Raw genomic sequence first — 22918 nt, forward strand, 5'->3', positions numbered from 1 at the left:
CGGAATCCGGGGACGATCGCGGGAGCCGGTGAACGGGGGGCGGAGATGGCCGGGGTCTACATTCCGGTGGTGGTGGGCGACGTCGAGATCCTGGTGGAGGCCACTCCGGTGCGGCTGCCGGGGGACGAGCCCACGGGCGGGGGACTGGGGAACCTCTCGGAGCGTGTCCGGGACGCCTTCGGGCAGGCGCAGTCGGCCATCGTGGAGATCGCGACGTCCACGGCGACCGCCCTCGGGCAGGCGGGCCGCGCGGTACGCCCGGACACCATGGAGGTGGAGTTCGGCGTCAAGTTCTCCGCCAAGGGCGACATCATCGTGGCCGGGGCGAGCGGGGAGATGACCCTCAAGGTGAAACTCACCTACGAGGGGAGGGGAGCGGAGCCGGCCCGCGCCGACGAGGGCGACGAAGGAGACGACGGCGACGACGGCGACGGCGACGATCACGGCGACGACGGCGATGACGGCGAGGCCGGCGACAGGGCGGCGTGATGGCGGCCGCGCCCGGAGTGCCCGGCTATCTGGCGAGCGTCCTGCACCTCTCGGGCGACACCCCGGTCGGCACCTGCTTCCAGCTCACCCCCGGCGTCCTCGCCACCGCCTGGCACCTGCTCGACCGGCAGGGCCGCGGCGCCCCCGGTGACGAGGTGCGCTTCGCGCCGCTCACGGGTGGCCCGGCCGCCGTGGCGGTGGTCGACCGCGTGGACCCGCCGAACGACCTGGCCGTCCTGCGCACCTCCAGCCCGCTGCCCGCCTCGGTGACCGCGGTGGCGTCCACCGGCCGGCTACCGCCCGGGACGGAGGTGGTCGTCGCCGGGTACGCCGCCCGCGCCGAGCACGAGGGCGCGCACGCGTACCGCTACCTGACGGCGGCCGGGCGGTGGGGCGGCCCGGCCGAACGGCTGGACGACGGTGTCCGGATGGGCCGGCTCAGCACCAAGGACCTGCTGCTCGGCATGAGCGGCGCCCCGGTGCGGCGCGCCTCGGACGACGCCGTCGTGGGCGTGGTCAGGTCCCGGTACAACAGCCCCGACGGCTGGCTGCGCGACTCGGCGTGGACGGCCTGGACGGAGGACCTCGCCGCGCTCGCGCCCCGGGAGCTGTCCTGGTTCTCACCCCATCTGCGCACCCACGGGCAGCTCCGGCGCGCCGTGGCGGGGCAGGAGCGGAGTCTGACCGAGGTGGACTTCGTCCCTCCCGGTCCCGGCAGCAAGGCGGACCCCGCCTGCCTGCTGGACCGGCTCGACGCGGGTTACGAGCCCGGCGGCACCGCGGCGCCGCAACGCGGGATCCTGCTGGAGGGCGTGGCCGGGGCCGGCAAGTCCCGCACCTGCTTCGAGGTGGCGGAGCGGGCCGACCGGGACAAGAAGCAGGACTGGCTGGTCCTGCACACGGTGCCCGGGTCCGACGTGAGCGCCGCGGACGTCGTGCGGGCCGTCCTGGAACACGTCCGGCTCGCGGGCGCGACCCGGGCGCTGCTCGTCGTGGACTACCTGGACGGCCATGCGCGGCTGAAGCCCTCGGAGCTGGGGCTGGAGCTGCAGGAGCACGACCGGGAAGGCCGGATCGCCTGCCTGGCCTCCGCCCGGCCCGGAGCCATGGAGGGCCGGGCGGTGCAGGCGGTCCTGGACCGCAGGCCGCTGGAGGACGGGGAGGACTACCGCGCCCGGGTGGCCGCGGCGATCTTCCAGAAGGTCGCCCCGGTGGCGTGGGACCGCTGGGGCGAGAACCGGCTGGTGGCCGCGTGCAGCGACCGGCCCGTGCTCGCGCTGCTGATCGCGCGGGCGCTGGAGGAGCAGGCGGCCCGGCAGGACGTACCCGACCTGTCCGATCTGCGGCGCGGCGAACTGTTCGACTGGCTGCGGCGCCGCCTGGAGAGGGACTTCGTCGACGGTCCCGACGGCGCGGACCCGGCGGCCGGACCGTCGAGGGCCCCGCGCACCTGGCTGCTGGCGTCCACGGTGGCCCTGCTGGCCTGCCCGTACGACCGCCCGCCCGTGGAGGCGGCGGTGGACGGGGCGATCGACCGCCGCGCCGACGACTTCGCCCACCGTGCCGGCGACGTGGTCGCCCGGCTGCGCCGCCAGGGCTGGCTGGTCGGCGGCGGCGACCGCCTCGAACTCGTCCACGACATCGTCGCGGACGGTCTCCTCGACGCCGCGCTGGTCCCGGGGGACACCGTCCGCAGCCGCACCGCCGAGGAACTCCTCGACGCGCTCCTCGGCGAGGACCCGGCCCGCACCCGCAGCCCGCTCCTCGCCCAGGCCGTCCGGCACCTCGCCCGCTGGACCACCGACCAGACGCCGGAGCGGCGCGGCGAGATCGAGGCCGCGTGCGCGGGCTGGCTGGCCCGGCGCGCGCACGACGTCCGCGAACTGCTCGTCGCCGACGCCCTCGGCCGGACCGCGTTCGATCTGGTCTCCCGCACGCCCTGGCAGGCGGGCCTGCTGCGGCTCTGGGACGAACTCGTCGAGCCCTGGCTGGTCCAGGTCGAGGAACAGCGCCCCGAGGCCGTGCCCGCCGTGCTCGCCCAGGCGGTGGACGGGACCACCGGCCCAATGCAGGAACGGCTGCTCGGCCGGGCGCTGGCCTGTCCGGAAGCACTTCCGCACGCCCCGGAGACGGGCATGCTCCTGCAGGCGCTGCTGCACGCGGAACTGCCCCACGAACGGCTGGAGCAGGTCGCCGGCCACGCACTGGACTGGGCGCGGCACCACCGGGGCGAACGGCGTGCCCTGCAGTTGCTGGCCGCGACCATGGGCCGCCGCGACCTGGCGCCCGAGGCCGTCCGGCCGGTCGTGGCCGAGGCCTGGAAGTGGGCCCGGCACAACCCCTGGCACTCGGCCGGCTCCGTGGTGCTCGGCCCGCTGCTGGAGCGCGACGACCTCGGACCGCTCGGCGTCAGGGTGATGGACGCCGCGCTGTCCTGGGTCGTACGGCAGCACGGCAACCCCGGTGTCTCCTTCGTCCTGCCGGCCCTCCTCAAGCGCCCGGACCTCGGCAAGCACCGGGACCGGGCGGTGGGCCTGGCCCTGGCCTGGCTGCACGGTCACCACTCCCAGGAACACGCCTCCTTCGTGCTGCGCCCGCTGCTGCGCACCGACCTCACCGAGAGCGAGGCCCACCAGGCCGTCAGGTACGCCCGCAAGTGGCTCGCGGCCAACTCCGGCAAGGCGCGCCACTTCGTCCTCGTCGCCCTGGTGCGGTGGGACGAGTCCGCCGCCGGGCGGATCCGGGAGCTGCTGGACGAGAAGCCGGTGACCGAGGACCGGCAGTACCTGCTGCGCGACCTGCTGCGCGAGCCACTGCCCCGGCCGTTGTTCCTGGACGTCGTCGACGCCTGCCTCGACTGGCTGCGGATGCACGGCCAGGGCGAGGACTCCACGCTGCTCCACCTGCTGCTGTGCCGGATCTCCCCGGCGGACGAGGCCTGGCAGGAGGCGTCCCGCCGGGCCGTGCGCTGGCTGAAGGTGCACAGCGACTCCCCCGACGCCAGCTATCTGCTGGACGACCTGCTCACCGCCGAGCCGGGCGACGCGGACGTGGTCCGGCGCGCCCTGGACTGGCTGACCCTGCCCGGCTCCGAGGCGGGCGCCAGCTATGTCCTCCGGCCGCTGCTGTGGCACCTCGGCGACCACGCCGAGGAGCAGGCCGGCCCGGTGGTGGACCGCGCGCTGAGCTGGCTGGAGGCGCACGCCGGCCGGGACGAGGCGGGCTTCGTCGTCGAGCCGCTGCTCCACCTGCGCGCCCTTTCCCCCGGCCGGGCCGAGGCCGCGCTGGGCGCCGCCGGCCGCTGGCTGCGGGCCCATCCGGCGAACGGGAACACCGACCGCGTGCTGCGGCCCCTGCTGGCCCGCGAGGACGTGCCGCCCGCCCTGCGCGCCGAGGCCGAGCTGCTCGCCGTGGCCTGGCTGGGGCGGCACCCGGACGCCGGCGGCCGCAAGAGCCTGCTGTCGACCCTGCTCACCCGGCCCGGACCGGGTCCGGAGTGCGCCACCGCGCTCCTGCCGCACCTGCTGGAGCGGACGGCCGGGGTGGGCAACGCGACGACCCTGTTCATCAGCCTGCTGCACACGCTGCCCGCCGGCACCGCCGAGCGCGCGACCCTGATCGAGCACACGCTGGGCTGGCTCGACCGGCGCGCACCGCTCAACGACGAGGCCGGCAAGGTGCTCCAGCACCTGCTGGCCCAGCCCGACCTCACCGAGGGCCAAGTGGCGCGTGCCGCCGGGACGTTTCTGTCCGGTCCGGACCGGCCGCTCGTCCTGGCCGCACTGCTCCGCCACACCGCACCCGCCCCCTGGCGGCCCACGGTGGTCGCCCGCGCGCTCGCCTGGCTGCCCGGCCACACCGCCCGGCCGGTCACGGTCGCGGTGCTGCTCGCGCTGCTGCGCGACCCCGACCCGGCCGTGCGGCACGCGGCCGAGGTGGGCCGGGGGGCGCGGGAGTGGCTGGCGGTGAACGGCCCCACGGACCACCGGTGGGCGGCCCTCAGCGAGGCCCTCGAGGAGGCCTGCGCCCGGGCCGGGGGGTGAGACAAGAAGCAGGCGGTGGCCCACTCGGGTGGGCCACCGCCTGCCAGACAGGACTTGCGTTCGGGAACGGGCCGGGTCCGCTATCTGCTCGGCTTCTTGCCGGTCACACCCAGGTGCACCAGCAGCGCGAGATTGGGCTTGAGCTCCGCCTGCTTGACGCCCCAGGAGGAGAAGCCCTTCTGGTGCGCGGCCACCGCGGCGAGCATCGCGACCAGTGACCCGGCGATCGCCGCCGGGTTCACGTCCTTGTCCACCCGGCCCTTGGTCTGCAGTTCGGTGATCGACTCCGTGAGGGAGCCGTTCACCGAGTTCAGGATCTTCATGCGGATCTTGTAGAACCGTTTGTCCCCCTCGGCCGCACCGAGGTCGATCACGCGCAGGATGGCGTCGTTGCGCCGCCAGAACTCGAGGAATCCGTCGACCAGTTCCTGCGCGGTCTGCCAACCGGACTTCCCGGCCCAGGAGCGGCCCTCGAGCAGTTCCGCCAGCCCGGCGCCCTCGGTCGCCATGAGTTCGGCGATCTCCAGGACGGCCCCCTCGACGTCCGGGAAGTACTGGTAGAACGTCGCCGGCGACGTCCCCGCCTTCCTGGCGACATCGATGACCTTGACATCCCGGTAGGGGGAGGAGCTGAGCATCTCGCTGAGGCAGTCGAGCAGCTTCTGCCGGGTCGCCTGCCCACGTCGGCCGGCCACACGGCCGTCGACGGTACGCACTTGTCCTGTCATGTCGTCAGCTTACCGACGGGTGATAGGAGCGCGATTCGGCCGACTGCAAATGGGGTGCACGGTGCAAACGGGCAGGGTGTGGCTGGTCTGCGGGCTGCGCGCGACCCCGCTACTTTGACGGCATGGCCGAAAACAGGGCATCCGCGAAAGAAGAGACGTACCCCGAGGGCGTCCCCTGCTGGGTGGACGCCGAGCTGCCCGACGTCGAGGCGGGCAAGCGGTTCTACGGCGAGCTCTTCGGCTGGGAGTTCGCGGAGGCGCACGGCTCCTCGGTCTGGGCCCTGCTGGACGGCGACCGCGTCGCCTCGCTGGCCCCCAAGTCCGACGGCCGCATGCCCACGGTCTGGACGGTGTCCTTCGCGACCGCGGACGCCCGGGCGCTCGGCCGGCGGATCACCGAGGCCGGCGGACAGCTCGTGATGGCCCCCTTCCCGGTGGGCGACCTCGGCACCGCCGCCCTGGCCGCCGATCCCGAGGGCGCGGTGTTCGCCCTGTGGCAGCCGGGCACCCACTCCGGCTTCGGGCGGCGCCGGGAGCCGAACACGTTCGTCTGGGCCGAGCTGTACACCCGGGACACGGACGCCGCCAACACCTTCTACGGCGACCTCTTCCACGAGGCCCTGTTCGGCGCCGGCACCGAGCCCGACTTCGGCCGCGCGGACGTCACCGAGGTCTTCCCGGCCGAGATGCCCCCGCACTTCCTGGTCCACTTCCGCGCCGCCGCCCTCGACGACGCCCTCGACGCCGTGCGGCGGCTCGGCGGCCGTGTGCAGAAGCCGCCCTTCTCGGCGTCGTACGGACGGGTGGCCGTCGTCACCGACAATCAGGGGGCGTCGTTCGCCCTGCTGGAGAGGTGAGGCAGAGCACCGCGGCGATGAAATGACCTTATTGGGCACGAGACACCCCGATTCGTCACCGGGTTCGCAACCGGCCGCCCGGCCAGGAAGAATCAGGGTGCGTGCCGCCATGGCGGTGCGGTGGTGAGACGCTGCACTTCGGTCGCGTACATATGTGGGTGGCGCGGCTCGTACGGGGAGGTGGCAGGCAAGTGGTGGATCAGCTGACGCAGCACGATCCGCGGCGGATCGGGCCGTTCGAGGTGCTGGGCCGGCTGGGGGCCGGCGGCATGGGGCTGGTCTATCTGGCACGGTCGGCGTCCGGCCGGCGCGTGGCGATCAAGACGGTCCGCACCGAGCTGGCCGAGGACCAGCTCTTCCGGGTCCGCTTCACCCGCGAGGTGGAGGCGGCCCGCGCGGTCTCCGGCTTCTACACGGCCGCCGTGGTCGACGCCGACCCCCGCGCCGCCGTGCCCTGGCTCGCGACCGCCTACGTTCCCGCCCCCTCCCTCGAGGAGATAGTGAACGAGTGCGGCCCGCTCCCGGCGCAGGCGGTGCGCTGGCTGGCGGCGGGCGTGGCCGAGGCCCTGCAGTCCATCCACGGCGCGGGCCTGGTCCACCGCGACCTGAAGCCGTCCAACGTCCTCGTCGTCGAGGACGGCCCCCGGGTGATCGACTTCGGCATCGCCTCCGGCGTCTCCAACACCCGCCTGACCATGACCAACGTCGCCGTCGGCACCCCCGCCTACATGTCGCCCGAGCAGGCCAAGGACTCCCGCAGCGTCACCGGCGCCAGCGACGTCTTCTCGCTCGGTTCGATGCTGGTCTTCGCCGCCACCGGCCACCCGCCCTTCCACGGGGCCAATCCGGTCGAGACGGTGTTCATGCTGCTCCGCGAGGGCCCGGACCTCACCGGCCTGCCGGACGAGCTGCGCCCGCTGATCGAGTCCTGCATGCAGATGGAGGCCACCGGCCGGCCCAACCCCGCCGACCTCCAGGCCCAGCTCGCACCGCACCTGTTCGGCTCCGGCTCCGACGACAGCGGCACCGCCTCCGCCTGGCTGCCGGAGAAGGCGGTCGGCCTCATCGAGTCCCGCCGCGGCGGCCGCCCCGCCGCCAAGCCGGCCCCCACCGCCCCCGGCCCGCGCAGCGGCGGCCGCGCCGCCGTGCCCCCGCCGCCGTCCTACGACCCCGCCGTCCCGGCCACCGGGCCGGCCGTGGCCCCCGACACCGGGCCGGTCCGGCTGGCCGGCGCCGCGGTGCCCATCGGCCCCGGGCCGCGCGTCGCCGACGCCCGCGCCGCCGCCGTCAAGGCGCCCCCGCCGGAGGCCGGCCTGGTCGCCGGCTGGTCCCGCCCCCGCCACGGCGCGGCCGGCGCGGACCCCGCCGTGCCGCCCGTCCCGGCCATGCCCCCGGAGACCGCCAACGGCTGGCGCCCGTGGCGTTTCCGCATGTCCAACGACGTCTGGGGCACCCCGTCGGTCGACGGCGAGCTGGTCTACGTCACCTCCTTCGAGGTGCACGCGCTGGACGTGGCCACCGGCCGCCGCCGCTTCAAGACGCGGGACGTGGCCTGGTCCATGGCGGTCGCGGACGGCCGCGTCCACGCCTCCGACGGGCCCACCCTGTTCGCGCTGGACGCCCGCGAGGGCGGCGACCTGTGGCGGCTGAACACGGACGCCTGGGTGTACTCGCTGCAGGCCGACCACGGCACGGTCGTCACCGGCACCCGGGGCGGCGGCGCGCAGGCCTGGGAGGCGGCGAACGGCCGGAAACTGTGGGAGATCAGCGGCTGCCAGACCGACTTCGAGTCCCCCGAGGCCGGCCCCGCCGTCCACGACGGCACCGTCTACGTCTGGCAGGACGCCCGGCTGCGCGCCCTGGAGGCCCGCACCGGCGAGGAGCGCTGGTCGTACCCGATCGGCGACGCGGCCTCCTGCGGCGGCGTGCCCGTCCGCATCACCCCGGCGCCCGACGGCTACGTGTACGTCTCCGCCGGCACCCGGGTCCTCTCGATCGAGGTGGCGAGCGGCATGGTGCGCTGGCACTTCGAGGCCCCCGCGGTCTTCCTCTGCCCGCCCGCCTTCGCGCCCGGCCCCGCCGTCACCGGCGGCGGCGTCTACCTCGCCGACTACCTCGGCACCGTCTACGCCCTGGACGCCACCGACGGCCGCGACCGCTGGCGCATCGCCACCGAGGCCCGCTCCTCCGTCGAGCCGGTCCTGGTGGCCGCCGGCCATGTGCACGTGGGCAGCGGCAAGGGCCTCTACACCCTGGACGCCGTCACCGGCACCCCCAAGTGGCGCTTCCAGGCCGGCGGGGACGTCGTGGGCACCCCGGTGGTCGCCGAGGGCCGCATCCACTTCGGCTCCACCGACCACCTCCTCTACACCCTGAAGTCCGACGACGGCCGCCTGCGCTGGAAACTCGCCACCGGCGGCGAGATCACCGGCTCCCCGGTGGTCAAGGACGGCGTGGTGTACGCGTGCAGCAAGGACCGGTGCGTGTACGCGCTGGACGCGGAGAAGGGGACGGGCACGGCTCGCACGGCGTGAAGCGCGGGACGGCCGCCGCCGGGTACGGGACGGCGGCTGCGCGGTGACAGGGCCGTGACAGTGGGCCGATAGGGTGACGGTATGCGACGAAGCGGTCACACGATCAGGCTCGCGGCGGTGTCGGCGCTGGTGGTGCTCGCCCTGACCGGCTTCACGGGCCGGCACGGGCACAGCCGCGGCCACTCAGGCGGCTGCAGCAGCTCCAGCCAGGACCACGACACGTCGTCGGGCGTCGGCAAGTCGGGCTCCGGCCACTACCGCGACTACGACGACGACTACGGCACCACCGGTGGAAGCACCTCCGGCAGCGGCGGCGGGACCCGTGCCACGCCCAGCCCGACGCCGTCCCTGAAGGCCGGGAAGGCCCGGCTGGTGAGCTGCGCGACGGAGAAGGCCCAGTACGCGACCGTCGAGGTCACCAACCCCAACGCGGTCGAGGGCTACTTCACGGTGCGGGTCGAGTTCGACGACAAGCGGGGCTCGGCGGTCGCCGACAACACCGCCACCGTTACCGTCCCGGCCGGCGGCAGCGCCCGCGCCCAGGTGAAACTCGTCGACTCCTTCGGCCGCCCCGACGACGGCCTCATCCTCGAGGTCCACCACTGCAGGGCGAACCCGGTGGCGCGGCCGGTGCGCTGACCCGGACACACCACGGCCGCGGCGGCTCCCCCTCCGCGCCGCCGCGGCCGCTCCCCCCGCTGGGAGTTGGGTCTACAGGGCCGGCGGGGCCGGGGCGTGCTGGTCCAGCGTGGTGATCTCCTCGACCGCCTTGGGCGGGGCAGGAGCGTGCTGGTCCAGCGTGGTGATCTCCTCGACCGCCTTGGGCGGGGCAGGAGCGTGCTGGTCCAACGTGGTGATCTCCTCGGCCTTCTTGGCTTCCCTCATGACGGAACTCCCCGATAGACAGATGACTCACTTGGCGGGCCCACCCGTTCGGCAACTCCCCCGAGGGCTGCCGAACGGGTGTTCCAGAGGCCTCAGAGTAGCCGTGAGGCCCAGGAGATCCGTCTGCCCCCCGACGCGGCGGATCGCTTAGATGAGAGTGGCAGCAGCCCATAAACGTTCGATGAACGCTCCCGGCCGCCTCAGGCCGCGACGATCGGCGTGAGCAGGCCTCGGACGTCGTCCGCTTCGGACGAGCCGGTCTCTTCGTAGATCCGGAGAGCGTCCAGCCAGCAAGCACGGGCCCGGTCCGGCTGGCCGATAGCTTCCAGCGCCTTGCCCAGTATGGTCAGGGCGTTGGCCCGCATCCAGTCGCCGCCGATGCAGCCGATCGCCAGGGCCTGCTCGGCGTGCTGGGCCGCCTGGGCCGGACGGCGGGCCGCCAGATGCACCTGCGCGATGCGGAAATGCGTGGTGCCCTCCCAGAGGCGCTGACGGCTCTCCAGGAAGATCCGCAGCGCCTTTTCGAGCTGCTCCAGGGCGTCCGGCAGTCTGCCGGCCTGCGTGAGGACGATCCCCGAGGCGTAGCGCGCGTTGGCAAGGCGTACGGACATGCCGAGCTCGTCGTAGATCCTGATACCGCGTTGGGCGAGCTCGATGGCCTGTGTGCCGCGGCCCATCGATGCCAGCGAGCGCGAGAGGTTGCAGACCGCGCTCGCCTCGCCGGGCTTGTTCTCGTCGTTCTGGAAGGCTCGTACGGCCCTGAGGAGATAGCCCTCCGCCTCGGCGTACATGGACCGGCAGATGGCGATGATGCCCAGCTGATTCGGTGCTGTGCTGCTGGCCCAGGGGTCGTTGGCGGCCTCGTTGAGTCGGTCCGCCTTCTTGGCCTCCCGCTCCGCCTCTTCGAACCGGCCCGTCTGGCTGAGGACCTGCGCCAGCGTGATGCGTGCCCGTGTCTCGGCGTGCTGGTCACCGGCGGTCGCGGCCGCTTCGCACGCGGCGATGGCGGTCGTCTCGTACCGCCGGGATCCGGCCCCGGACTCCGCCAGATCTATGGTGGTCAGGAGGAGATCGACGGCGCGACGCAGTGTCGAGTGCCTCAACGACTGCTGCACGCATGCGAGAAGGGGCTCCGCCTCCGCGTGCAGCCAGTCCGTTGCCTCCGAGGCGTCACAGAACCGCCGTCCGTCGTAACGGGTCCGCTCAAGGTGGGCGACCGTTCGGTCCCCAGGCCTCTCCAGCGCGTAGACCCCGGCCGCCGTAGCCAGATAGAAGTCCAGCAACCGCGACATCGCCGCCTCCCGCTCACTCGGCGGCTGCTCGTCCCGTTCCGCGCAGGAGCGGGCGTAGAGGCGGACCAGGTCGTGGAAGCGGTAGCGGCCGGGGGCCGCGGATTCCAGGAGCGAGGTGTCGACCAGGCACTCCAGCAGGTCCTCCGTGTCCTCCACCGGAAGGTCCAGCACCGCGGCCGCCGCCGCCAGGGACATGTCGGGACCGTCGGCGAGGCCCAGCAGGCGGAACGCCCGGGCCTGGGCCGGCTCCAGCTGGCCGTAGCCCAGCTCGAACGTGGCCTTGACCGCCAGGTCGCCCGCCTGGAGCTCGTCCAGCCGGCGCCGCTCGTCCGCGAGCTTGGCGGCGAGGACCGAGACCGTCCAGGTGCGGCGCGCCGCCAGGCGGGACGCGGCGATGCGGATGGCCAGGGGCAGGAAGCCGCAGGCCCCGACCACGTCGAGCGCGGCCTCCCGCTCCGCCGCCACCCGCTCCTCGCCCACGATCTTCGTGAACAGGGCCAGGGCCTCCTCGGGGGACATCACGTCCAGGTCCACCAGATGGGCGCCGGCCAGGCCCACCATCCGCACCCGGGAGGTGACCAGCGCCGCGCAGCCCTCCGTGCCCGGCAGCAACGGCCGTACCTGGGCCGCGTCCTTGGCGTTGTCCAGCAGCACCAGCACCCGGCGGCCGTCCAGCACCGAGCGGTACAGCGCCGCCCGCTCCTCCAGGCTGTCCGGGATCGCCGAGTCCGCCGTGCCGAGTGCCCGCAGGAAGGAGCCCAGCACCGTCTCCGGCTCGGCGGAGCGCGGGCCGGCGCCCTGCAGGTCCACGTACAACTGGCCGTCGGGGAAGGCGGAACGCGCCCGGTGGGCCACGTGCACCGCCAGCGTCGTCTTGCCGACGCCGCCGATCCCGGCCAGCGCCGAGACGGCCATCACCCGGCCCTCCGCCTCGGACGCGGACGCCAGTACCTCGCTCAGCTCGTCCACGAAGGCCGCGCGGCCGGTGAAGTCGGGCACCGAAGCCGGGAGTTGGGCTGGACGGACCGCCACCACGGCGGGCCCGGCGACCGGCGCCGACGGCTCGGCGAGGGCCGGGTCCGCCTGGAGGATGCGCTGCTGGAGCTCCCGCAGGTCCGGGCGCGGGTCGACACCCAGCTCCTCGGCGAGCAGCCGGCGGGTGTCCGCGTACACCGCGAGCGCCTCCGCCTGCCGGCCGCTGCGGTACAGCGCCAGCATCAGCAGCTCGCGCAGTCGCTCACGCAGCGGGTGCGCGGCCGTCAGCGCGGTCAGCTCCGAGACCGCCTCGGCGTGGCAGCCCTGTTCCAGGTCCATGTCCAGCCGGGACTCCAGGAGTTGCAGGCGCCACTCCTCCAGGCGCACCCGCTGCGCCTCGGCGTAGGGTCCGGGCACACCGGCCAGCGCCTCGCCGTCCCACAGGGCCAGCGCGCGGCCCAGCGCCTCCCGCGCGTGCCCCAGGTCGCCGCCGCCGCGCGCCTTGTCCGCCTCGGTCGCCAGCTCCTGCGCCACCGCGAGGTCCAGCGCGCCCTCGCCGAGGCCCCGTACCGCGTAGCCGCCCGACTCGCTCACCAGGACGCCGGGGCCGAGGATCTTGCGCAGGCGGGAGGCGTACGTGCGCACCGCCGCCAGTGCCTGGGACGGCGGCTCGGCGCCCCAGAGCGCGTCGATCAGTTCCGCCGCGGTCGCCGTGCGGCCCTCGCGCAGCAGCAGGGCGGCCAGCAGGGCGCGCTGCTGCGGCGAGCCGGTGTTCAGCGCCTCCTCGCCGCGCCGGGCCCGCACCGGACCGAGCACCCCGAAGCGCGTCACCTCCGGTGCCGCGGCGACCGCGGAGCCGGCACGCCGCTGCCCAGGCACTCGCGGCCCACCGTCCATGCGTTCGACCCCCTAGGACCCGTCATCCCGAACAACCCCGTCAGTTTGCCTTGTTCGGGGCGGTTGCGTCAGCAGCGGGAGACGCCGATCACAGACCGGTACGCCGGGGTCCACAGGGTCTGCACACGGTCTCCCCACACGGAGGCCCGTCCCTCCGGCCGGCCGGCGCGGCCGGCTTCAGTCCGTCAGGTCCACCCGCACCGTCAGCAGGTCCGTGCCGAACGCCCGTACCGCCGCGCTGTTGAAGCGGGGCAGGGAGCGCAGCCGGGCCACGGCGTCGTCGTCCGGCAGCAGGTGGGCGGTGCCGTGGTGCCAGCGGCCGGCGACCCGGACGCGGACCCGCGGGTCGGCCTGGATGTTGCGCACGTACTGCGACTTGCGGCCGAACTCCGAGACGATCCAGAACGACTCCCCGGCCCGGCGCCCGCCCACCGGCGTCCGCCGCGGCTCACCGCTCACCCGGCCGGTGGTCTCCAGCAGGGTCTGGAAGGGCAGGCGCCGGTTGAGCGGATTGGCGACATACCGCTGGAACCGGGTGACGACGCGCTGCTTGAGGTCCGCACGGCCTGACATGTCCCTGGATCTCCCGCTCTCCCCGGCCGTTCCCAGGCCCCGCCCGGATACCGCGCCGACCCCGCGCGGGCCCTGTGGCGTGGCGCCCGGGCTCTCGTACGACTGACGCTGCCAGCCTCCCCCGCGGTCGGGAGCCACCGCAAGGACCCGCGCGGCCCCGGCTCCCGGCAGCGGGCCCGGGCCGGCCACGGACGCGTGGGCCTTCCCCGCCTCGACGCCGAGACCGCCCGCGTCGCACCGGCGCCCTGTCCCGCACCGCCTCGACGCCGCGCTGGCGGCCTGTCCCGCACCGCCTCGACGTCGCGCTGGCGGCCTGTCCCGCACCGCCTCGACGTCGCGCTGGCGGCCTGTCCCGCGCCGCCCGATCCGTCGTGTCGCCCGCGCCGCCAGGGCTGCTCGTGCCGCCCGAGTCGCCGCGCCGCTCGTGCCGGCCAATCCGCCGTGCCGCCCGAGTCGCCGCGCCGCTCGTGCCGGCCAATCCGCCGTGCCGCCTGAGCCGCCGCGCCGCCCAAACCGCCGCACCGCCCCAGCCGTCGCCCGCCCCGGAGCCGGGGGAGGTGCCGCGCGGCTGGCGGAGCGGCGCCGTCCGGGCCGCCGGCTCCCCGGACGCCGGGTTCCGGGCCCCCGCCCACCGCACGCGGTCGCCGCGATCGTCGCCCCGCGCCGGTCGGCAGGCGGCGCCGCCGCCCCGGCCAGGGGACCGTCCCGGCCCGCCCCCGTGCTGATCACCCCGAACGTATGCTCAGGGGATGACCACTTCCGCGACCTCCGGAACCGGCCCCACCGAGAACTCCATGCGTCGCGCCCTCAAACGTACCCGGGACGGCGTCGCCCTCGACGCCGCCGAGGCGGCGGTGCTGCTGCAGGCCCGCGGCGAGGCGCTCACCGATCTCGCCGCGTCCGCCGCCCGGGTGCGTGACGCGGGCCTGGAGGCGGCCGGCCGCCCCGGCGTCATCACCTACTCGAAGAGCGTCTTCATCCCCCTCACCCGGCTGTGCCGCGACAAGTGCCACTACTGCACCTTCGTCACCGTCCCCGGCAAGCTGCGCCGCGCGGGCCACGGGATGTTCATGTCCCCCGACGAGGTGCTGGACATCGCCCGCAAGGGAGCCGCCCTCGGCTGCAAGGAAGCCCTCATCACCCTCGGCGACAAACCCGAGGACCGCTGGCCCGAGGCGCGGGAGTGGCTGGACGCGCACGGCTACGACGACACCATCGCCTACGTCCGCGCCGTCTCCATCCGCATCCTGGAGGAGACGGGCCTGCTGCCCCACCTCAACCCGGGCGTGATGAGCTGGACCGACTTCCAGCGGCTGAAGCCCGTCGCCCCCTCGATGGGCATGATGCTGGAGACGACGGCCACCCGGCTCTGGTCCGAGCCCGGCGGCCCGCACTTCGGCTCCCCGGACAAGGAACCGGCCGTCCGGCTCAGGGTGCTGGAGGACGCGGGGCGTTCCTCCGTCCCCTTCACCTCCGGCCTGCTGATCGGCATCGGCGAGACCTACGAGGAACGCGCCGAGTCCCTCTTCGCGCTGCGCAAGGTCGCCCGCGCCTACCACGGCGTCCAGGAACTGATCATCCAGAACTTCCGCGCCAAGCCGGACACCGCGATGCGCGGCATGCCGGACGCCGAACTCGACGACCTGGTCGCCACGGTGGCCGTCGCCCGGCTCATCATGGGCCCCTCGGCCTGTCTGCAGGCGCCGCCCAACCTCGTCGACGGGGAGTACGAGCGGCTGATCGGCGCCGGTATCGACGACTGGGGCGGGGTGTCGCCGCTGACCGTCGACCACGTCAACCCCGAGCGCCCCTGGCCGCAGATCGACGAACTCGCCGCCAGGTCCCGCGCCGCCGGCTTCGAGCTGCGCGAACGCCTCTGCGTCTACCCGGAGTTCGTCCGCCGCGGCGAGCCCTGGCTGGATCCGCGGCTGCGCCCCCACGTCGGCGCGCTCGCCGACCCGGAGACCGGACTCGCACTGCCGGACGCGGTGGTCGAGGGGCGCCCCTGGCAGGAGCCGGAGGAGGCGTTCACCGCCACCGGCCGCACGGACCTGCACACCGCGATCGACACCGAGGGCCGCACCGCCGACCGGCGCGCCGACTTCGACGAGGTGTACGGCGACTGGCAGGCACTGCGCGAGGCGGCCGCCCCCGGCATGGCGCCCGAGCGCATCGACACGGACGTACGGCAGGCGCTGCGCACGGCCGCCGACGACCCGACCCGGCTGACCGACGCCGAGGCCCTGGCGCTGCTGCACGCGGACGGCCCGGCGCTGGACGCGCTGTGCCGGGTGGCCGACGACGTGCGCAGGTCCGCGGTGGGCGACGACGTCACCTACATCGTCACCCGCAACATCAACTTCACCAACGTCTGCTACACCGGCTGCCGTTTCTGCGCGTTCGCCCAGCGCCGCACCGACGCCGACGCCTACACCCTCTCCCTGGAGCAGGTCGCCGACCGGGCCCAGCAGGCGTGGGAGGTCGGCGCGGTCGAGGTGTGCATGCAGGGCGGCATCCACCCGGACCTGCCCGGCACCGCCTACTTCGACATCGCGAAGGCGGTGAAGGAGCGCGTCCCCGGGATGCACGTCCACGCCTTCTCGCCGATGGAGGTGGTCAACGGCGCGACCCGGACGGGCATGCCGATCCGCGAGTGGCTGGCCGCCGCCAAGGAGGCGGGCCTGGACTCCATCCCCGGCACCGCGGCGGAGATCCTGGACGACGAGGTCCGCTGGGTGCTCACCAAGGGCAAGCTGCCCACGGCCACCTGGACCGAGGTGATCAGGACCGCCCACGAGCTGGGCATCCGGTCCTCCTCCACGATGATGTACGGCCACGTGGACCAGCCCCGCCACTGGCTCGGCCACCTGCGCACCCTGGCCGGGATCCAGCGCGAGACGGGCGGCTTCACGGAGTTCGTCACCCTGCCCTTCATCCACACCAACGCGCCCGTCTACCTGGCGGGCATCGCCCGGCCCGGCCCCTCCACCCGGGACAACCGGGCGGTGACCGCGATGGCGCGGCTGCTGCTGCACCCGTGGATCCCCAACATCCAGACGAGCTGGGTGAAGCTCGGCACCGAGGGCGCGGCGGAGATGCTCCGCTCCGGCGCGAACGACCTGGGCGGCACCCTCATGGAGGAGACGATCTCCCGCATGGCGGGCTCCTCCTACGGCTCCTACAAGTCGGTCCGCGACCTGGTCGCCGTGGCGGATGCGGCCGGCCGGCCGGCGAAGCCGCGCACGACCCTGTACGGCGAGGTGCCCGAGGAGCGGCGGCGGGCGGCCGAGGCGTCCGACGGCCACCTGCCCGACCTGCTGCCGGTCCTGGACTGAGGGCGGACTGAGTACGATGATCCGACCCCGGTTCCGACAAGGGGATCCATAGCGGAGGAGATGCGTACCCGTGGCTGCCCGACTGCCCTCGTGGGCCTGGGTCTCCGGTCTGACGGTGGCGGCGACCGCCGCCGTCGTCGCCCTTGGCGTGCAGGCCGAGCACGGTCCGCATCCCACGGCCGCGGCGGCCGCGCCCAGCGCGTCGGCGTCGGCGTCGGCGCGCCCGCACGCCTCCGCCGGCCCGGAGCGGTCGGCCCCGCCCGCCCTGCCGGACGGGTCGGGATCGGGCCGCCGGATCGTCTACTCCGTCGGTGACAAGCGGGTGTGGCTGGTCGACGCGACAGGCCACGCCGCCCGTACGTTCACGGTGTGGCCGGGCACGGTGGACCCGCAGCCCGGCCGCTACTCGATCACCCTGCGCACCCAGTCCCTCAAGGGCTCGGACGGCGTCGAGATCGAGCACGTGATGTACTTCACCAAGGCCGAGGGCGTGAACATAGCCTTCTCCAACGCCCTCGACGGCTCCTCGCCCCCGCCGGCGAACGGCCAGAAGCTGGGCGGCATACGCATGCACAAGCAGGACGGCGCCGCCCTGTGGTCCTTCGGGGATCTGGGCGCAAAGGTGACGGTCGTCAGCTAGCTCCGCCCCGCCGTCCGTCCGGCAGCAGGTTCACGATCAGCGCGACCCCGCTGAGCACGAGCACCCGGGTCGCCGCGTCCAGTCCGTTCCAGGTCTTCGACTGCCACATGGCGAACCACTCGCCGCCGATGGCGATGAACCCGGCGCCGAAGAGCAGCACGAGCATCAGCAGCCCGTAGACGGAGAACCGCCGGGCCCGCCCGTGGTCCCGCCGCGCCCACAGGAACGTGCCCGCCGTCAGCACCAGCGCCGCCACCGTCTCCCAGGCGATGATCAGCACGTAGGCGGTGTCCTGGAGCGCGGTGCCGGTGATCGCCCGCCACATCAGGTCCTCGTCCTTGAACGTCGTGTCCATCGCCAGCACATGCCGTACGAACTGCTGGTTGGTCCCGAAGTCGGTGATGTTCCCGAGTGCGACGAGCGCGATGTAGAGGGCGACGACGCCGGTGAGGACACCGGCGGCCAGGTGCGCGCCGGTACCGGAGGTGCGCGTGGTGGCGGTGGCTGCTGTGGTGGGAGTGGTGGTCATGGCTGGATTCTCCCCGTCGCGGCACGAGTTCTCCCCTGCGCATCGCGCCAGAAACCCGCCTGCTTCAGGCCGAGTTGAGGACCTCGCGCCCGCCGGGGCGCCCCGGACCCGCGCGGCCCGCCGCCGGTCCCCGCCGCGGACGGGGTGGAAGCGCTCACAGCTGTACGGGAATGACCGGGCGGGACTGTACGGGAATGACCGGGCGGGACCGATTCGCCCCGGTGAACAGGCCGTCCCCGGTCGATTACAGTGCTGGGCGTCTACGTACGGACGTGCCGAGGAGGCCTGCATGGGCGCGACGTCCGGCGCCGTCTGGGGCCGCGCCGAGCAGCAGGACTTCCGCAGCCGGGTGCGCGGCGCCCTGCTCGGCGTGGCCGTCGGCGACGCGCTCGGCGGGCCCGCCGACGCCCTCGACCTGGACGAGATCCGTACCGCGTACGGCGCGGAGGGGCTGCTCGACCTCGCCTTCGGGCACGGCCGGCGCGGCACGGTCACCCACCACACCCAGCTCACCCTGTTCACGGTGGACGGGCTGATACGGGCCCAGGTGCGCCGCGACACCGGCGCCTGGCACCCGCCGACCGATCTGCACCGGGCGTATCTGCGCTGGGCGGCCACCCAGCGGGACTGGGGTCCGGACGAGCGCCGCAAGGACGACGGCTGGCTGGCCCGCGAGGAATGGCTGTACGCCCGCCGGGACCCGACCCGGGCCCTGCTGCTGGGCCTCGGCGACGAGACCATGGGCACCCTGGACACCCCGAAGAACCCCGGCGAACTGGGCCCGGAGGCCGTCGCCCGCTCGGCGCCCTTCGGCCTCCTCGTCGGCTGGGAGCCCGAACTCGTCGCCCAGCTCGCCGTGGAGTGCGCGGCCCAGACCCACGGGCACCCCATCGCCTACCTGTCGGCGGGCGCGTACGCCGTCATCGTGCACGGCCTCGCCCGCGGCGAGAGCCTGGACGCCGCCGTGCAGCGGGCCCTCGCCCTGCTCGCCGCCCGCCCCGGCCACCAGCCCGTCGCCGACGCCCTCCAGCACGCGCTGGGCGCGGTACGACAGGGCCTGCCCGGCCCCGGACGGGTGGAGGAACTGGCCGGCGACGGCACCGCCGACGGACTGCTTGCCGCCGCCGTCTACTGCGCCCTGGTGGGGGAGGACGTACGCCACGGCCTGTGCCTGGCCGTCAACCAGAGCGGGCCCTCGGCCGCGGCGGGCGCCCTGACCGGCGGACTGCTCGGCACCCTGCACGGCGAGACGGCCCTGCCGCCCGCCTGGCTCGCCGAGCTGGAGGGCCGTCCCACCGTCCTGGAACTGGCCGACGACTTCGCGATGGAGATGACCCAGGGCCCCGCCCTGCACGGCCCCGCCGGGTCCGCACCGGGCTGGCTCGCCCGCTATCCGCGGGCCTGAGCCGCCCCGGCGCAGGCCCTACGGCGCTCCCACCACGTCGTCCCCGGCGCTCGCGGGCACCGGCACGGCCGCCGCCGCGTCCCCGTCCGTGTTGACCTTCTCGATGACCGCCAGCCGCTCCGGGGTGTCCTCCGGCCTGAGGTGGCCGACCAGGACGTACAGCACCAGGGAGACCGCGAGCGGGATGGAGACCTGGTACTGCAGCGGGACTCCGCCGTCGACCTGCCAGTTGACCGGGTAGTTCACCAGCCAGAAGGCCAGCAGGCCCGCCGCCCAGCTGGTGAGCGCCGCGGTCGGGCCGGAGCGGCGGAACGGGCGGAGCAGGCCCAGCATCATCGGGATCGCGATCGGCCCCATCAGGCCCGCGACCCACTTGATGACCACCGTGATGATGTCCTTGAAGGCGGGGGAGTTGACCTGGGTCGCCACCGCCATGGACAGGCCCAGGAAGACCACGGTCGTCACCCGGGCCGCGATCAGGCCGGACCGCTCGCCCCAGCCCCGGGCCCGCGCGGACAGCACCGGCGCCACGTCCCGGGTGAACACCGCCGCGATCGCGTTGGCGTCGGAGGAGCACATGGCCATGGTGTGCGAGAAGAAGCCGACGATGACCAGGCCCAGCAGCCCGTGCGGCAGGAGCTGTTCGGTCATCAGGGCGTAGGAGTCGGAGCCGTCCGGCTTCTGGGCGTGGACCAGCAGCGGGGACATCCACATCGGGAAGAACAGGACCACCGGCCACACCAGCCAGAGTGCCGCGGACAGCCGCGCCGACCGCGTGGCCTCCCGCGCGCTGCCCGTCGCCATGTAGCGCTGGGCCTGGTTGAGCATGCCGCCGTTGTACTCGAAGAGCTTGATGAACAGGAAGGCGAGCAGGAACACCGTGCCGTACGGGCCGACCAGCGGCTTGCCGTGGCCGTGCAGCGCGGGCTGGTCGAAGGCGTCGAACAGGCCGATGTTCTTGTCGTTCAGCTTCAGCACGACCGCGACGAACATCGAGACGCCGGCCAGCAGCTGGATGACGAACTGGCCGAGTTCGGTCAGCGCGTCCGCCCACAGGCCGCCGATCGTGCAGTAGACGGCGGTGATGGCGCCGGTGATGAGGATGCCCTGGTTCAGGGACACCCCGGTGAACACCGACAGCAGGGTGGAGATCGCGGCCCACTTGGCGCCCACGTCCACGATCTTCAGCAGCATGCCCGACCAGGCGAGGGCCTGCTGGGTGGAGAGGTTGTAGCGGTTCTTCAGGTACTCGAGCGGCGAGGCCACGTGCAGCCGGGAGCGCAGCCGGTTGATGCGCGGCGCGAACAGCCTGGCGCCGATGGCGATGCCGAGCGCGATCGGGAAGGACCAGGTGACGAAGGAGGTGACGCCGTAGGTGTAGGCGATGCCCGCGTACCCCGTGAACATCACCGCGCTGTAGCCCGACATGTGGTGCGAGATGCCGGAGAGCCACCAGGGCATCTTGCCGCCGGCCGTGAAGAAGTCGGAGACGTTGTCCACGCGCTTGTGCGACCAGACGCCGATCGCGACCATCACTCCGAAGTAGCCGATCAGCACGACCCAGTCGAGACCGTTCATGTGTCCCCTTCCAGAGTCCACGTGTCAGGGTCAGGCATGTGAACTCTGGTTTCGGAGGTGTACGCACGGCAAGGAAGGGGAACGTCAAGAGAAAGCAAAAATGTCCGTCTGGGTGATCGCGGTTCACCTATATGAACGACACGGGGTGCGAGAAATCCCCCGGCCGCAGACCGGGGGACCTGGGTGCCGAAGGGGGCCCTGCGCCCTACTTGAGCTCGTCCGGGCAGGGCGTGCCGCGCGGAAGCTGGTAGGGCGCGGCCAGGTGGTACGTCCCGGCCTTCGGCGCGAGCAGCACCGTCCACCGGTCGCCCTTGGCGTCCTCCGCCGTCTCCGTCAGACACCCGTTGACGTTCTCGTACGTCTTCGGCGTGCCCTCGTCCCGGTGCTTGGACGCCTCCGTCTCCTGCGGCGGCTTCAGGCTCTTGCCCTCGTCGTCGACGACGCTCAGCCACGGCGAGTACGGGATCCGTATGAGGATCCGCCCCGGCTTGCGTACCTGCAGGGTCATCTCACCCTGCTCGGCCCGGTCCACCACCGCGTTCGGCTCGGCGAGCGGCGACGGATCGGTCACCTTGAACAACTGCCAGTTGGCGTCGCCCCAGACCTGCCGCAGGTACGGCATCCCGCGCCGCAGCAGAGTCCGCTCGCGCTCGCCGCCGCCGTTGCCGTCCGGATCGTCCTTCGGCAGCACCACGAAGTGCACGGCCCACCGCTGGAGCCACTCGTGGTAGTTCGCCGAGTTGAGGGTGTCGTCGTAGAAGAGCGGGTTGCGCTCCATGTCGGCCTGCCGGTTCCAGCCGCGCGCCAGGTTCACGTACGGCGCCAGCGCGGACGCCTCCCGGTGCGAGCGCGCCGGGACCACCTCGACGCGGCCCTTCTCCGCGCCGACGTTCTGCAACTGGTTGACCAGCGGGGCCAGCTCACGGGCCCAGGACGCGGCCGGGGTCGTGTGCACGATGTCGTCGACCGACTTGAAGCCGACCCAGCCGGCGAAGCCGAGGAACGCCAGCACGGTCACGTACCACTTGCGCGAGCGCGGCACGGTGTAAGGGAGCGCGGCGACCAGCGTCACGCCCGCGAACATCATCGGCAGCCGGGAGATGTTCGAGCCGATCTGCGAGCTGATCAGCCACACCAGCACCACGCCCAGGCTGTACACGCCCGCCGTCAGCCGGACGGTGAGCCACTCCTTGGGCACCAGGAACAGGCACAGCAGCCCGTACAGCAGCGGCATCACCACCGAGCCGAACGTCATCGGCTGGGTGCCGGTGAACGGGAACAACCACGCCGAGACGGCGACCACCGCCGACGGCGCGAGCCCCAGCGCCCACGCGCCGGGCCGCCGCTTCTGCAGGAACAGCGCCACCGCGACCAGGCCCACGAACAGCCCCGCGACCGGCGAGGCCATGGTGGCGAGCGCCGCCAGCGGGGCGGCCACCAGCGCCTTCGCCCAGCGTTTGTGACGCCACCGGTGCGGCCAGCAGAAGACGGCGGCCACGGCGCCCAGCGCGAACATGGTGCCGAGCCCGAAGGTGACCCGCCCGGACACCGCGTTGCAGACGAGCGCGAGGACCCCGGCGAGCGAGGCCCACAGCGGGTTGCGCACCACCCGGCTGCGCAGCAGGACCAGCGTCAGCAGGGCCGCCGAGACCGTCCCGGCGAGCATCATCGTGGTGCGCACGCCCAGCACCGACATCAGGTACGGCGACACCACGCTGTACGACACGGGGTGCATGCCGCCGTACCAGGCGAGGTTGTACGCCGAGTCCGGGTGCCGGCCGACGAACTCCGCCCAGGCGTCCTGGGCCGCGAGGTCGCCGCCGCTGTTCGCGAACGTGAAGAACCAGATGATGTGCAGGGCGCCCGCGAGGGCGGTGACGGACAGCACGGGGTGCCGCAGCATCCGCTGCCGGAGGGGCTCGGCGGCGAGGCGGAGACGGATCAGCGGCAGGCTCCGCCGCGCCGGGGCGGCGCCGTGCGCGCGGTCGTCGGGACGGCTGTCCGCACGGCCGGTGCGATGACCGTCCGTGTCAGTCGCGGACGGACGTATTCGCCGGCCGGATTCCGGGTCCGGATCTGCGTCGTCGGAGCGTGTCCGCTCGGTTGTGGCCACCTGAAGGCACTCCCCGTGTCCCGTCTTCCGTTCTCGGCCGTGTCC

At 73.6% G+C, this 22918-nt stretch carries 15 protein-coding genes; 8 read left to right on the plus strand and 7 right to left on the minus strand.

Annotated features, from left to right (window positions below):
* The first annotated feature begins 45 nt into the window (after nucleotides 1-45).
* Complete coding sequence (locus tag TNCT1_RS12995; protein ID WP_143631056.1) at nucleotides 46-489, plus strand: CU044_2847 family protein; 444 nt, start codon at nucleotides 46-48, stop codon at nucleotides 487-489.
* Complete coding sequence (locus TNCT1_RS13000) at nucleotides 489-4532, plus strand: serine protease (RefSeq protein ID WP_143631057.1); 4044 nt, start codon at nucleotides 489-491, stop codon at nucleotides 4530-4532. The genes TNCT1_RS12995 and TNCT1_RS13000 overlap by 1 nt, the downstream gene beginning before the upstream one ends.
* Nucleotides 4533-4612: 80 nt before the next feature.
* Here the strand turns inward: TNCT1_RS13000 and TNCT1_RS13005 are convergent, their stop codons facing one another.
* Nucleotides 4613-5248 (minus strand): TetR family transcriptional regulator, encoded by a 636-nt coding sequence (locus TNCT1_RS13005; protein ID WP_143631534.1) that lies wholly within the window; start codon nucleotides 5246-5248, stop codon nucleotides 4613-4615.
* Nucleotides 5249-5382: 134 nt separating this feature from the next.
* Between TNCT1_RS13005 and TNCT1_RS13010 the strand changes: the two genes are divergently transcribed.
* From TNCT1_RS13010 to TNCT1_RS13020, 3 genes are all read left to right on the plus strand, one after another.
* Nucleotides 5383-6117: a VOC family protein gene (locus tag TNCT1_RS13010; protein WP_174266268.1), complete on the plus strand. Its 735-nt coding sequence runs from the start codon at nucleotides 5383-5385 to the stop codon at nucleotides 6115-6117.
* Between the two features lie 191 nt (nucleotides 6118-6308).
* Nucleotides 6309-8651 (plus strand): PQQ-binding-like beta-propeller repeat protein, encoded by a 2343-nt coding sequence (locus TNCT1_RS13015; protein ID WP_143631058.1) that lies wholly within the window; start codon nucleotides 6309-6311, stop codon nucleotides 8649-8651.
* 81 nt (nucleotides 8652-8732) lie between these two features.
* The gene (locus TNCT1_RS13020) at nucleotides 8733-9290 is read left to right on the plus strand and encodes a hypothetical protein (RefSeq protein WP_143631059.1); all 558 of its coding nucleotides are present in this window, start codon (nucleotides 8733-8735) and stop codon (nucleotides 9288-9290) included.
* A 72-nt stretch (nucleotides 9291-9362) separates the two neighbouring features.
* Here the strand turns inward: TNCT1_RS13020 and TNCT1_RS13025 are convergent, their stop codons facing one another.
* The 3 genes from TNCT1_RS13025 to TNCT1_RS13040 all read right to left on the minus strand — a co-directional run bounded on the left by TNCT1_RS13025 (nucleotide 9363) and on the right by TNCT1_RS13040 (nucleotide 13273).
* Nucleotides 9363-9536, minus strand: coding sequence for a sigma-like protein (locus TNCT1_RS13025; RefSeq protein WP_143631060.1), 174 nt, complete (start codon nucleotides 9534-9536; stop codon nucleotides 9363-9365).
* A 200-nt stretch (nucleotides 9537-9736) separates the two neighbouring features.
* On the minus strand, nucleotides 9737-12700 hold the full coding sequence (locus tag TNCT1_RS13030) for a BTAD domain-containing putative transcriptional regulator (RefSeq protein WP_143631061.1): 2964 nt from the start codon (nucleotides 12698-12700) through the stop codon (nucleotides 9737-9739).
* 177 nt (nucleotides 12701-12877) lie between these two features.
* Nucleotides 12878-13273 carry a nitroreductase/quinone reductase family protein gene (locus TNCT1_RS13040; RefSeq protein ID WP_143631062.1) on the minus strand — a complete coding sequence of 132 codons (396 nt, stop codon included), beginning with the start codon at nucleotides 13271-13273 and terminating at the stop codon, nucleotides 12878-12880.
* Nucleotides 13274-14022: 749 nt separating this feature from the next.
* Here TNCT1_RS13040 and TNCT1_RS13045 point away from each other — a divergent pair.
* Both TNCT1_RS13045 and TNCT1_RS13050 read left to right on the plus strand, forming a co-directional pair.
* Nucleotides 14023-16608, plus strand: a complete 2586-nt coding sequence (locus tag TNCT1_RS13045) for a bifunctional FO biosynthesis protein CofGH (RefSeq protein WP_143631063.1) — start codon at nucleotides 14023-14025, stop codon at nucleotides 16606-16608.
* A gap of 70 nt (nucleotides 16609-16678) precedes the next feature.
* The gene (locus TNCT1_RS13050; protein WP_143631064.1) at nucleotides 16679-17248 is read left to right on the plus strand and encodes a hypothetical protein; all 570 of its coding nucleotides are present in this window, start codon (nucleotides 16679-16681) and stop codon (nucleotides 17246-17248) included.
* On the opposite strand, the gene TNCT1_RS13055 is transcribed toward TNCT1_RS13050, so the two are convergent.
* Nucleotides 17241-17777 carry a DUF2165 domain-containing protein gene (locus TNCT1_RS13055; protein ID WP_143631065.1) on the minus strand — a complete coding sequence of 179 codons (537 nt, stop codon included), beginning with the start codon at nucleotides 17775-17777 and terminating at the stop codon, nucleotides 17241-17243. The genes TNCT1_RS13050 and TNCT1_RS13055 overlap by 8 nt on opposite strands.
* Nucleotides 17778-18066: 289 nt before the next feature.
* Here TNCT1_RS13055 and TNCT1_RS13060 point away from each other — a divergent pair, with 289 nt between their 5' ends.
* On the plus strand, nucleotides 18067-19182 hold the full coding sequence (locus tag TNCT1_RS13060) for an ADP-ribosylglycohydrolase family protein (protein ID WP_143631066.1): 1116 nt from the start codon (nucleotides 18067-18069) through the stop codon (nucleotides 19180-19182).
* An 18-nt stretch (nucleotides 19183-19200) separates the two neighbouring features.
* Here TNCT1_RS13060 and TNCT1_RS13065 read toward each other — a convergent pair whose 3' ends face one another.
* Both TNCT1_RS13065 and TNCT1_RS13070 read right to left on the minus strand, forming a co-directional pair.
* Entirely contained in the window at nucleotides 19201-20760 is a 1560-nt protein-coding gene (locus TNCT1_RS13065; protein ID WP_143631067.1) for a sodium:solute symporter family protein, read from the minus strand.
* A 205-nt stretch (nucleotides 20761-20965) separates the two neighbouring features.
* Nucleotides 20966-22873, minus strand: coding sequence for an MFS transporter (locus TNCT1_RS13070; RefSeq protein ID WP_174266269.1), 1908 nt, complete (start codon nucleotides 22871-22873; stop codon nucleotides 20966-20968).
* Between the last annotated feature and the right edge of the window lie 45 nt (nucleotides 22874-22918).

The organism is Streptomyces sp. 1-11 (assembly GCF_007176755.1).
GTDB lineage: Bacteria > Actinomycetota > Actinomycetes > Streptomycetales > Streptomycetaceae > Streptomyces.

Excerpts from the sequence above, each read along its gene's own strand:
- TNCT1_RS13010 (WP_174266268.1), top strand. The coding sequence starts at position 5,383 with ATGGCCGAAAACAGGGCATCCGCGAAAGAAGAGACGTACCCCGAGGGC.
- TNCT1_RS12995 (WP_143631056.1), top strand. The coding sequence starts at position 46 with ATGGCCGGGGTCTACATTCCGGTGGTGGTGGGCGACGTCGAGATCCTG.
- TNCT1_RS13020 (WP_143631059.1), top strand. The coding sequence starts at position 8,733 with ATGCGACGAAGCGGTCACACGATCAGGCTCGCGGCGGTGTCGGCGCTG.
- TNCT1_RS13045 (WP_143631063.1), top strand. The coding sequence starts at position 14,023 with ATGACCACTTCCGCGACCTCCGGAACCGGCCCCACCGAGAACTCCATG.
- TNCT1_RS13000 (WP_143631057.1), top strand. The coding sequence starts at position 489 with ATGGCGGCCGCGCCCGGAGTGCCCGGCTATCTGGCGAGCGTCCTGCAC.
- TNCT1_RS13065 (WP_143631067.1), bottom strand. The coding sequence starts at position 20,760 with ATGAACGGTCTCGACTGGGTCGTGCTGATCGGCTACTTCGGAGTGATG.
- TNCT1_RS13025 (WP_143631060.1), bottom strand. The coding sequence starts at position 9,536 with ATGAGGGAAGCCAAGAAGGCCGAGGAGATCACCACGTTGGACCAGCAC.
- TNCT1_RS13030 (WP_143631061.1), bottom strand. The coding sequence starts at position 12,700 with ATGGACGGTGGGCCGCGAGTGCCTGGGCAGCGGCGTGCCGGCTCCGCG.
- TNCT1_RS13055 (WP_143631065.1), bottom strand. The coding sequence starts at position 17,777 with ATGACCACCACTCCCACCACAGCAGCCACCGCCACCACGCGCACCTCC.
- TNCT1_RS13060 (WP_143631066.1), top strand. The coding sequence starts at position 18,067 with ATGGGCGCGACGTCCGGCGCCGTCTGGGGCCGCGCCGAGCAGCAGGAC.
- TNCT1_RS13040 (WP_143631062.1), bottom strand. The coding sequence starts at position 13,273 with ATGTCAGGCCGTGCGGACCTCAAGCAGCGCGTCGTCACCCGGTTCCAG.